The 10,024-nt window shown below is 52.7% G+C and carries 11 protein-coding genes and 1 pseudogene; 4 read left to right on the forward strand and 8 right to left on the reverse strand.

Annotated elements, in window-relative coordinates; translation table 11 throughout:
* Both B3P58_RS03280 and B3P58_RS03285 read left to right on the forward strand, forming a co-directional pair.
* The coding region (locus B3P58_RS03280; RefSeq protein ID WP_286716066.1) for a hypothetical protein at nucleotides 1-214 on the forward strand (214 nt) is incomplete at its 5' end.
* Nucleotides 198-866, forward strand: a complete 669-nt coding sequence (locus B3P58_RS03285; protein WP_230330873.1) for a DUF4334 domain-containing protein — start codon at nucleotides 198-200, stop codon at nucleotides 864-866. The genes B3P58_RS03280 and B3P58_RS03285, both read left to right, overlap by 17 nt.
* Before the next feature lie 109 nt (nucleotides 867-975).
* On the opposite strand, the gene B3P58_RS03290 is transcribed toward B3P58_RS03285, so the two are convergent.
* The 8 genes from B3P58_RS03290 to B3P58_RS03325 form a co-directional block, all read right to left on the reverse strand.
* Nucleotides 976-1,230, reverse strand: coding sequence for a DUF5676 family membrane protein (locus tag B3P58_RS03290; protein WP_230330872.1), 255 nt, complete (start codon nucleotides 1,228-1,230; stop codon nucleotides 976-978).
* Between the two features lie 99 nt (nucleotides 1,231-1,329).
* Nucleotides 1,330-1,650 carry a cation transporter gene (locus tag B3P58_RS03295; RefSeq protein WP_286716067.1) on the reverse strand — a complete coding sequence of 107 codons (321 nt, stop codon included), beginning with the start codon at nucleotides 1,648-1,650 and terminating at the stop codon, nucleotides 1,330-1,332.
* Between the two features lie 237 nt (nucleotides 1,651-1,887).
* Complete coding sequence (locus tag B3P58_RS03300; RefSeq protein ID WP_286716069.1) at nucleotides 1,888-2,244, reverse strand: cupredoxin domain-containing protein; 357 nt, start codon at nucleotides 2,242-2,244, stop codon at nucleotides 1,888-1,890.
* Between the two features lie 11 nt (nucleotides 2,245-2,255).
* Entirely contained in the window at nucleotides 2,256-4,487 is a 2,232-nt protein-coding gene (locus B3P58_RS03305; protein ID WP_286716073.1) for a heavy metal translocating P-type ATPase, read from the reverse strand.
* A gap of 168 nt (nucleotides 4,488-4,655) precedes the next feature.
* Nucleotides 4,656-5,210 (reverse strand): c-type cytochrome, encoded by a 555-nt coding sequence (locus B3P58_RS03310; RefSeq protein WP_286716070.1) that lies wholly within the window; start codon nucleotides 5,208-5,210, stop codon nucleotides 4,656-4,658.
* Between the two features lie 60 nt (nucleotides 5,211-5,270).
* Nucleotides 5,271-5,624 (reverse strand): hypothetical protein, encoded by a 354-nt coding sequence (locus B3P58_RS03315; RefSeq protein ID WP_225690616.1) that lies wholly within the window; start codon nucleotides 5,622-5,624, stop codon nucleotides 5,271-5,273.
* 36 nt (nucleotides 5,625-5,660) lie between these two features.
* A complete protein-coding gene (locus tag B3P58_RS03320) occupies nucleotides 5,661-6,572 on the reverse strand; it encodes a copper resistance protein B (protein WP_286716071.1) in 912 nt (303 codons plus the stop codon).
* Nucleotides 6,569-8,515, reverse strand: coding sequence for a copper resistance system multicopper oxidase (locus tag B3P58_RS03325; RefSeq protein WP_286716072.1), 1,947 nt, complete (start codon nucleotides 8,513-8,515; stop codon nucleotides 6,569-6,571). Before B3P58_RS03325 ends, B3P58_RS03320 begins: the two co-directional genes overlap by 4 nt.
* A 166-nt stretch (nucleotides 8,516-8,681) precedes the next feature.
* Between B3P58_RS03325 and B3P58_RS03330 the strand changes: the two genes are divergently transcribed.
* Together B3P58_RS03330 and B3P58_RS03335 are read left to right on the forward strand one after the other, a co-directional pair.
* On the forward strand, nucleotides 8,682-9,365 hold the full coding sequence (locus B3P58_RS03330) for a heavy metal response regulator transcription factor (protein ID WP_145470515.1): 684 nt from the start codon (nucleotides 8,682-8,684) through the stop codon (nucleotides 9,363-9,365).
* Nucleotides 9,355-10,024 (forward strand): annotated as a pseudogene (locus tag B3P58_RS03335) (hypothetical protein); the annotation flags it as partial. The gene B3P58_RS03330 and the pseudogene B3P58_RS03335, both read left to right, overlap by 11 nt.

Raw genomic sequence — 10,024 nt, forward strand, 5'->3', positions numbered from 1 at the left:
CAGCGCCGTACTGCCCACCTCCATACGACCGACTTGGGAAGAGGAACGACTGAACAGCTCTGGTGGTGCAAATATTTATGGCTTGACCCTCCCTCCTGTTTATGAAACCCTGAAAATCAAGAGTGATACGCCATTCAGTTTTAAAGAGTATGGCACGCCACCGGCCCAACAGAACAACAACAAAGGCAAAAATCCCTATGAATACCAAAGGTAAATTAGTCATCAACCTGCCAGGCATCCTGTATGACGTGGCGCAATGGGTAATGTTTCCGCTGAATATGCTGATCAGCGGCATGTGCCACCTTCAGCCTAAGTCATCGGTCTGGAATGAAGGCAAGTGGCAGAATCGGAGACTCGAAGGCTCTGGCAAACCGCTGGATCAAATCAAAACAGAGATCCTTGAACAGCAAGACATCGCTTATAACGAAGAAGATCTGGTTCGCCTGTACGACTCACTGCCCAATGTAAGCGCCAAAGAAGATCTGGTGGGTCGCTACTGGAAAGGAAAAATTTTAAGAACCAATGGTTCTGTATTGGATCTTGCCGAATGGGTAATCGTTCGCCCACTCAGCCTTCTGGGTATTAAGTGGGGTAAACGCTACCGTACACAACATCAGGGGGACCCGCTGTTATTCCGCTGGGCTGACAAGCTGTACTTTCCGATCCCGATCTGGGGCAATGTTGGCATGACAGATATCCGCTGGCGTGAAGAAGCCACGGCCACAATGAATTATGATCATCAGCCCTGGAAAGATTATTTCAAACTGATCAGTAATGAAAATGGAAGCGTTGTACTTTTGGGTGTCTGGACCCATAAGCATATTGCCGGAGGATGGTTTACTCTGACGCTGGAAGATACTGAATAAATCAGACCCGACCCCACTGGTCGCGCTCAGAGTACAGCGCGCGACTGGTGGCTATTATGCTGTTCAGAACAACCTGCGCTTATGGCGTAAGCCGATATTGAACGGTAATTTAAAGCAATCGATTATAAATTGCGCTCAGCAGTGCCCCGGTAGCGCCCGCAATCACTGACCAGGCAACCAAACCACCAATAAAGCCAACTACCGTCAGGTGCCAGCCCATATTTTCCAGCTGCATATGCACCATATGCCCGGACATAGATAACATAAGGCCCGGCAACAGACTCACCAAAGCGCTGCAGGCAAGCCACAAAACGGCTGCTGTCAGAGCACAAGCCAAAGCAAATTTTTGAGTATTCAGTTTCATATTTCACCATCCTTTTGGAAATCCAAAATAGCAAAACAAACATCAGCCATCGTATTCAGCACAGCGATACAATATCTGCACGTCCCTGATCATTATCTATCAGCGTTTTCGTCCACTTCCCGGTGGGGATTTATGACAGCTCCAGGGCTCACGAATCACGTTTTCTTTAACATTGTCATCAACAAACTTGTAATAGCCTTCTTTAAAGTGCGTCCACCAGTCATGACTGACGGCGACATCATGGGCACTCAAAATGTCTTCTATATTGTCCAGATTAACTCTGGAAGCGTCATACGCAAGATTCAGCACCCGGCTTTTTTCGTCAAAGGATATGCAATCGAGACCGTAAAGCTGATCAATCTCAGCAATAGCTGCTTGCCGTTTGTTCTCGTCAACAGGCTCCAGTTGCAGATGACGCACACCAGATTCACTTCTGATACGCCTAATCGGTGTTTTTTATCGCTCATATTTATTTCCTTCTCATCAGATGGAATTTTGTTAAAAAAGAGTGCCCGATATTTGGCATGATCTTTAATATTTTCACCCATCCGCCGTTGCCAGCCGAGTTTTACGGCGGTCAGTCAATTTCAGCGTTCTCTGCACGGTATTCGGCAACCACAACGGCTCCCGGACAAGCCAAAGAGCAGATAGCATCCTCTATTCCACCGTAAGCTGGCCGCGATACATCTGCATCTGGCAGTGAAAGGCGTACTCACCTTTAGGCATCGGTGGTAAATCAATACGTTTGCGTTTGTTTAACGGCAAGGTCTCGCTGATATGTAAATCCGGTATCAGCAGTACCTCCGAACAGGGCGATGCGTCTTTACGCAAAAAATTAAGACTGACGGGCTGGTTGGCAGGAAGCCTGATACGCGCCGGCTGATAGGTGCCGTTTTCAACAATGATCAGCAGTTCATCGTTAGTCAGCGTGGTTTGCGGCGGCTGATACAGCCAGAACCACCAGACAATCAGTGCAATGAACGCTAAGCCGGCCAGATTAATTAAGATCATCATGCCATTTCCCCTTAATGTTCCTGCGCTTTAAATAAGCGCAGACGGTTGGCATTGGTAACCACCGTCAGTGATGAAAATGCCATTGCTGCACCGGCAATTACCGGACTTAATAATAATCCGAAAAACGGATACAGCACCCCGGCCGCAAAAGGCACACCGGCAACGTTATAAAAAAAGGCACCCAACAGGTTTTGTTTAATATTACGCAGCGTCGCCTTGCTGATGGCAATGGCATCGGCCAGTCCATGCAGCGAACCACGCATCAGGGTTATGTCGGCGCTTTCGATAGCGACATCAGTACCCGTGCCAATGGCAAAACCAACATCGGCAATGGCCAATGCCGGCGCATCATTAATGCCATCACCGGTCATTCCCACGACCTCGCCCAGCATCTGCAGTTCCTGTACTTTTTTGGATTTATCTTCCGGCAAGACCTCGGCGAAGAACTCTGTAATACCCGCTTTTTCTGCGACCGCTTTGGCGGTAGCACGGTTATCCCCGGTCAACATCACCACACGAATGCCACTCCGTTGCAGGCGTTTGATAGCAGCGATGGAGTCCTCTTTAATCGGGTCAGCCACAGCGATAATGCCCGCCAGGGTGCCGTTGACGGCAAGGTACATCGGCGTTTTGGCATCGGCGGCCAGATGCTGAGCCTTATCAATAAAAGATCCCAGCGTAATGCTGCGCTCTTGCATCAGCTTTTCATTACCAAACAGCAACTGCTGCCCATCAACGATTGCCTCAACGCCATGGCCGGCGATGGCGTTAAACTGACTCATCGCTAACAGGTCGATACCCCGCTCGTTGGCAGATTCAACAATGGCCTGCGCCAACGGATGTTCAGAGCCAGATTCCAGGCTGGCCGCTAATTGCAGGGTACGTGTTTCATCCATCGCTGCAGCCGTAACAATATCGGTCACCTTAGGTGAGCCCAGAGTAATAGTGCCGGTTTTATCCAAAATCATGGCCGTGATTCTGGATGAGGTTTGTAAGGCTTCGCCGTTGCGGATCAGAACCCCCGCCTCTGCGGCCTTACCAACACCGACCATCACCGACATCGGCGTGGCCAGCCCCAGTGCGCAGGGACAGGCAATAATCAGAACCGTCGTTGCCGACACCATCGCAAAAGCCACCACCGGTTCCGGCCCGAAATTCAGCCAGGCCAGAGCACTGACAATCGCAATGATCATAATAATCGGAACAAAATAGGCTGAGATAACATCGGCCAGCCGGCCGATGGGCGGTTTCGAATTCTGCGCACGTTTTACCATATCGATAATCTGCGCCAGTGCCGTGTCTTTCCCCACCCGTGTTGCTTTGAACACTATGGAGCCAGTTTTGTTGATGGTGCCGGCCACCACTTCATCACCCTCACCTTTTTCAACCGGCATGGGTTCACCGGTCAGCATCGATTCATCGATGCTGGTATGGCCGTCAGTCACTTCACCATCGACCGGGACTTTCTCACCAGGACGCACGCGCACCAGATCGTGCAGCTCAACCTGTGAAATCGGAATATCTGTTTCATAACCATCGCGGATAATCCGCGCCGTTTTAGGTTGCAGTCCGATCAGACGTTTGACGGCTTCTGAGGTTTTGCCACGGGCTTTGAGTTCCAGCGCGAGGCCCAGATTAATTAAACCGATGATCATCGCAGTTGCTTCAAAATAGACGTGGCGTGCCATACCCGGCATCACATCAGGAGCCAACACCACCACCATCGAATAGATCCAGGCCGTACCTGTCCCCAGCGCAATCAGGGTATCCATATTTGCCGAATGATTTTTAAACGACTGCCAGGCTCCCACATAAAAATGCCGGCCGGAAAATACCATCACGGCCAGTGTCAGCAGCCCGACAATCAACCAGACTATGCGTTCACTGGTGGTGGTAACGGTCATTTCGCCAACGACCAGGCTATAGATCATCAGCGGTATCCCAAGGCCGAGTGCGATGGTCATTTCCCGCATCAGGCGTTTGTAATAGGCCCAGTCGGCTTGCTCTTTTTCCGCCAGGGCGTCGCTTTCACTTTCCGCCTGCTGAACTTTGGCGCCGTAACCGGCCTGCTCGACAGCCTGAATCAGAGCACTGGCATCGGCGCTGCCCTCAATGCTGACCGTGCGTTGCGCTAAGTTCATTTCGGCCTTAGTTACACCGGGTACATGTTGCAGTGCAGTCTCAATTTTTTTCACACAACTGGCGCAACTGGCACCTTCAACCAACAGTTCCTGCCGCGGCAGATGTCTGTCGGGTGATCGCGTTGATGCAGCACTATCCGTAGTCTCTGTAGCCACTTTGTTATCCTCTTGTCCGCAATATTCCACTTAAATAACAGGTCATATTCCCCCGTTTTCAGGCCGGGCCTGATCAGCGCAGCACTGCCGGAGCCAGTAGTTTTCCCGCTCAGGCTAGTGATGCCCGGAGCCGGCCTTATCCCTCGCCGTCAGAATCTGATATTGCTCTTCAGTCAGCTCCGGCAGACGTTGCAGGAAAGCCACCATAGCCCAGATGCGCTGATCGTCGTGGGTCTTACCCCAGGCAGGCATGCCAGAGGCTTTAATACCGTGTTTAATAATCCAGAACTGACGACGGGCAAGGCTTTGTTTATCGTCATCCGCATGTTCATGCTCATCCAGACCGGCGGTTAAATTGGGAGGCACGGGATACAAGCCAAGGCTCATATCACTATAGGTTTTTCCCGGCCGTAAATGACAGCCCGCGCACATCTCGTTGTAATCCGGACCACCGGCCAGCAGCCAATCAGCTGAGTTGAGATCCGGCACATCAAGCGGCCGGGAGGCTCTGTCAATTGATCGCTCCCGTAACGTCTCCAGCAGCCAATAAGTTAAAGGGTTATGCGGCGTGTCGGCAGCCACGGAATACACGCCGGAATAAATAAAGCCAAAACCCGCCAGCAGCAGAATAACGCCCGCCAGAATCATGCCCCTGATGATATTCAACATGATATCTCCTGCCCGGTCCTGATAGCCCCTTCAGGGGTTATGCATCCTGTGCCGTCAGGATTAATGCCCATGTTGATCACCGCCATCATGCCCGCCGGATGTCTGGTGATGCCCGCTGTCATCTTTATGGGCGGAACCATGTTTCTGATCCTGTTTCTGATCCTGTTTCTGATCCTGTTTCTGATCCTGCTTCTGATCCTTTGCATTACCATGCATGGCCTCTGCGCATTTTTTCATCATCGCCTGCATCACCGGATCGGATGCGTTCATTGACGCCTGATGCATGTCCGGCATCGCACTGCAGTCAGGACTTTCACCTTTCGCCGCATGTTCAGAAGGATCATGGGCATTGGCCAGCGCCGAAAATGCAATGCCGGAAACCAGTACCCAAACAGCTGTTGATATTGTTTTCATGTTACACACCTTATGGTTGAAAAATGGTTATTACCGTTAAAACCAGAACCTTAACCCGGCCACCCAGTCGGCAGCGCGGGGGCTATCACCACCGGCCCGGACCGCATCGGCGGTGTCGCCAAACCGGCCCTGCCATTCCACGCCCACATAGGGAGCGAACCGGCGGCTGAACTCATAACGCAGGCGCACGCCAGCATCGATGGCCGAAAGACCACGGCCGATACCATTATCCGAATCAGACTTGCCGTAGAGGGTCATTTCAGCGCGCGGCTGCACAATCCAGCGCTGTGTTAACAGCAGCTCGTATTCCGCCTCAATCTGCAACAGCGAACGTCCCTGCTCACCGGCGTAAAGCGTGGCATCAACCTCGAACCAGTAAGGCGCAAGCCCCTGAATTCCTACTCCGAGCCAGTTACGATCCGGGCCTGAACCACTGTCGTGGCGCACACCGGCCTGCACATTCCAATAAGCGGTTACAGCATGGCTGTAGAGCAGCTCGGTCTGGCTTTCTTCCAGCGTGCCGGCCACCACCTCGCCCTCAGCCTTGATTACTGCGCGATCGTAGCTGCCACCAAACCAGGCCTGGGCATCGTAGAGTCCGTAATCGCCGTCATCCGCTCTCACCGCCTCAAAACGGTTAAAGGCCACAGCCCAGAAATTGTGCTCGTCAGCCAGACGTAAACGGGGTACCGCCGGCAGCACATAAGCACCGCTGTCCAGCGTCATGCCATTGGCATAGCTGTGCGGATCGCGGGCCTCGGCCGGTGCCTTGCCACCCTGCATACGCATCGTGCCCATCGTCATGGGTGCTGATTCTGCGTCCGCCGCTGAAGAGGCTGGCATATCATCATGTGACATACCGGCCATGCTCTCAGCCGGGGCTGACAGGCTGTAACTGCTGATAACGATGGCGGCCGCCAGAACGGAGAGCTCTTTGTACATGCTCATGACACCACCACCTCGCGGAACATGCCCGCATCCATATGAAACAGCAGATGGCAGTGCCAGGCCCAACGTCCGAGCGCATCCGCCGTAACCTGAAAACTGATGCGCTGCGCTGGTTGCACCGGAATGGTGTGGCGGCGGGCAACAAACTCGCCGCGTTCGTTTTCCAGCTCACTCCACATGCCGTGCATATGCATAGGATGGGTCATCATGGTGTCGTTCTGCAGAATCACCCGCAGCCGCTCGCCATGACGGAAATGCACCGGCGTAGACTGGCCGAATTCCAGCCCGTCAAAGGACCAGGCGTAGCGTTCCATATTGCCGGTAAGGTGCAGTTCGACTTCCCGTTCCGGCACCCGCTTATCCAGCGAACCGCCGATGGTATGCAGCATATCCAGAGTCAGCACCCGGTGACCCGGCGGCCGCAATCCACTCTGGCTCAGGTCACGTAATCCGACACCCGGATCATCAAGATTTGTACGCGGGCTATCGACGCGCATATCGGTACCAGGCCCGTATTCGGTGCGGGCATGACGTACGGTTTGAGAAGGCTTCGCCAGTGCCCGGCTATCGTGGTTCATGGTCATGCCATCGTGATTCATGGTCATGCCGTCGTGATTCATGGTCATGCCGTCGTGATTCATGCTCATGCCGTCGTGGTTCATGCTCATGCCGTCGTGATTCATGCTCATGCCGTCGTGGTTCATGCCATCCATCGGCATGCTGTCGTGGCTCATCTCCTTCATCTGCCCCATCGGCATACTGCCGTGGCCACTGTGGTTCATGCCGTTCATCTGGCCCATCATATCGGCCATGGTCAGTGGCTGCGGAGGGTCCAGCGCCGGCACAATCGCGGTCAGTCCGCTGCGCACTGACAAGGTACCGCTGGCATAGCCGCTGCGATCCATAGATTGCGCAAAAATGGTGTACGCATCCTCCTCAGGCTGAACCACAACATCGTAGGTTTCGCCCGGGCCAAAGCGGAATTCATCTACCGTTACCGGCTCCACATCCTGGCCATCTGTCTGCACAACCGTCAGCGGCAGACCTGGAATACGCACATCGTAAAAAGTATTGCTGGCGCCGTTAACAAAGCGCAGACGTACTTTCTCACCCGGTTTAAACAGCCCGGTCCAGTTACCGGCAGGGGTTGTACCGTTCATCAGGTAGGTAAAGGTTTCTGCCGAAACATCGGCCAGATCACCCGGACTCATGCGCATCTGATTCCACATGCGCCGCTGGGAAAGTGCCTGCTGCACCCCGACAGCGGAAACATCATGGGCAAAATCAACAGCCGTTGGCTGGTTAAAATTGTAGTAATCACTCTGGTGCTTGAGCTTGGCGAACACCGCCATCGGATCTTCATCGGTCCAGTCTGAGAGCTGCACAACATAGTCCCGGTCTGCCGGGAAGCGCTCACCCGCAGCCGGCAACACGATGATGCTGCCGTACATGCCGGTCATTTCCTGAAAGCCGCTGTGGGAGTGATACCAATAAGTGCCACTCTGTTGCACTTTAAAGCGGTAGGTAAAGGTTTCGCCGGGGGCAATGCCGCGGAAACTGATACCCGGCACACCGTCCATCTGAAACGGCAAAATAATTCCATGCCAATGAATCGAGGTAGGTACCGACAGACGGTTGGTCACCCGTATGGTTACCGTCTCGCCTTCACGCCAGATCAGCGTCGGTGCCGGGAGAGAGCCATTAATCGTCGTCGCAGTCCGTACAACACCGGTAAAATTAACCCGTTGCTCGGCCACTTCGAGGTCGAAACTGGTGCCCTTCAGCAGCGGAACAGACGCACTACCCTCTGCGCCGGCGGCAAACGCGCGGGCTCCCATCAAACCAGACAGTGATAAAGCAACTCCGGCAGTCCCCAGCCCCTGAACAAAGCGCCGTCTCGACAGCGGAGCCTGGCCTTGTGTTAAAGAATATTTTTTATTCATAGACTCAGTCTTAATGTAAAAAATGAATTCAACGGATAGCCTGTAGAATAAGAGCCGATAACTGACCTCAAAGTGACGCATTGATTACATTGATGTAATGTAACTGTCATCTTATCGTCAGCCACCGATAACTAGACTGCGCCACCTCTGACCTGGGAGTCTGCTGATGAAATTACTCATCATTGAGGACGAAGCTAAAACGGGCGAGTACTTACGCAAAGGGCTCACCGAAGCGGGGTTCTCGGTCTCACTGGCTAATAACGGACTGGACGGCCACCACCTTGCAGTCACCGAAACCTTCGAGCTGATCATTCTTGATGTCATGTTGCCGGACATTGATGGCTGGCAGATATTGCGTTCGCTGCGTGAGCGTCATTGCGATACTGCTACGCTGTTTCTCACCGCCCGGGATTCGGTAGATGATCGCGTTAAAGGGCTGGAACTTGGCGCCGATGATTATCTGGTTAAACCCTTTGCCTTTGCTGAATTACTGGCACGCGTAAGAACCCTGCTACGGCGGGGACAGCCCAAATCCGAACTGGATGAAATGCACATCGCCGATTTAACCCTGGATCTCAAGCGCCGGGTTGCTCACCGCAATAAACAACGTATTAATCTGACCAACAAAGAATTTGCCTTACTGGAATTAATGTTAAGACGCCAGGGCGAAGTTTTGCCACGCTCCTTAATTGCTTCTCAGGTCTGGGATATGAATTTTGACAGCGACACCAATGTTATTGATGTTGCCATACGGCGCTTACGATCAAAAATTGATGACGATTTTGAAACCAAATTAATTCATACCGTGCGCGGCATGGGCTACGTTCTGGACGCTCAGCGTGAAATCTGACCGCCGTCCCCTGTCATTAGCGCTGCATATGGCACTGCTGGTCGGTTTGGCCATCGTGCTTTGCTTTATCATTCTGGGTTTGCTGGTGCAACGATCAGTGCTGCACCATTTTAATCAGCAAGATGCCGATGAGCTGCGCGTGGTTGCCCTTTCGGTTGAAAAAGCGATTCTGGGGCTGGATAAATTTACCGGGCAGACACTGGAATCCCGGCTGCAAAATGCCGTTTCCGGTCATCACGGTATTTACTTTGCGGTGTTCGATAAGCAGGGATTACCCATCTATACAGGTACCGAGCCGGACTTTTCGCCACTGCTCAACAATGCATCCGTAATCAAATCAATTCGGGCAGACAATTTATATAAATGGCAGACCGGAGATCACCAATATCAGGGAGCGATACTCACACCAGAATCACTGAATCGTTTTATTGATGACGCTAAAATTGCGGTCGCGGTGACCACCGATTTTCACCACGATTTTATGCAGAATTTCCGTAAAACCCTGTGGGGCCTGATGCTGCTCGCCGGCATCCTGACAATTGCTGCTGCCTGGGTAGCTATTCGTATCGGCCACCGGCCACTCCACCGGCTGGGTAAAGAAATTCAGAATATTGATGTACACAACCTCAGCCACCGTCTGAATTCCGCCCACGCCAGAT

Origin of the sequence: Thalassolituus sp. UBA2009 (assembly GCF_002335285.1) — a bacterium.
GTDB lineage: Bacteria > Pseudomonadota > Gammaproteobacteria > Pseudomonadales > Oceanobacteraceae > Venatoribacter > Venatoribacter alkanivorans.

Bases quoted from the DNA above. Each gene is read 5' to 3' on its own strand.
- B3P58_RS03330 (WP_145470515.1), top strand. From the start codon at position 8,682: ATGAAATTACTCATCATTGAGGACGAAGCTAAAACGGGCGAGTACTTA.
- B3P58_RS03325 (WP_286716072.1), bottom strand. From the start codon at position 8,515: ATGAATAAAAAATATTCTTTAACACAAGGCCAGGCTCCGCTGTCGAGA.
- B3P58_RS03310 (WP_286716070.1), bottom strand. From the start codon at position 5,210: ATGTTGAATATCATCAGGGGCATGATTCTGGCGGGCGTTATTCTGCTG.
- B3P58_RS03315 (WP_225690616.1), bottom strand. From the start codon at position 5,624: ATGAAAACAATATCAACAGCTGTTTGGGTACTGGTTTCCGGCATTGCA.
- B3P58_RS03300 (WP_286716069.1), bottom strand. From the start codon at position 2,244: ATGATGATCTTAATTAATCTGGCCGGCTTAGCGTTCATTGCACTGATT.
- B3P58_RS03290 (WP_230330872.1), bottom strand. From the start codon at position 1,230: ATGAAACTGAATACTCAAAAATTTGCTTTGGCTTGTGCTCTGACAGCA.
- B3P58_RS03320 (WP_286716071.1), bottom strand. From the start codon at position 6,572: ATGAGCATGTACAAAGAGCTCTCCGTTCTGGCGGCCGCCATCGTTATC.
- B3P58_RS03285 (WP_230330873.1), top strand. From the start codon at position 198: ATGAATACCAAAGGTAAATTAGTCATCAACCTGCCAGGCATCCTGTAT.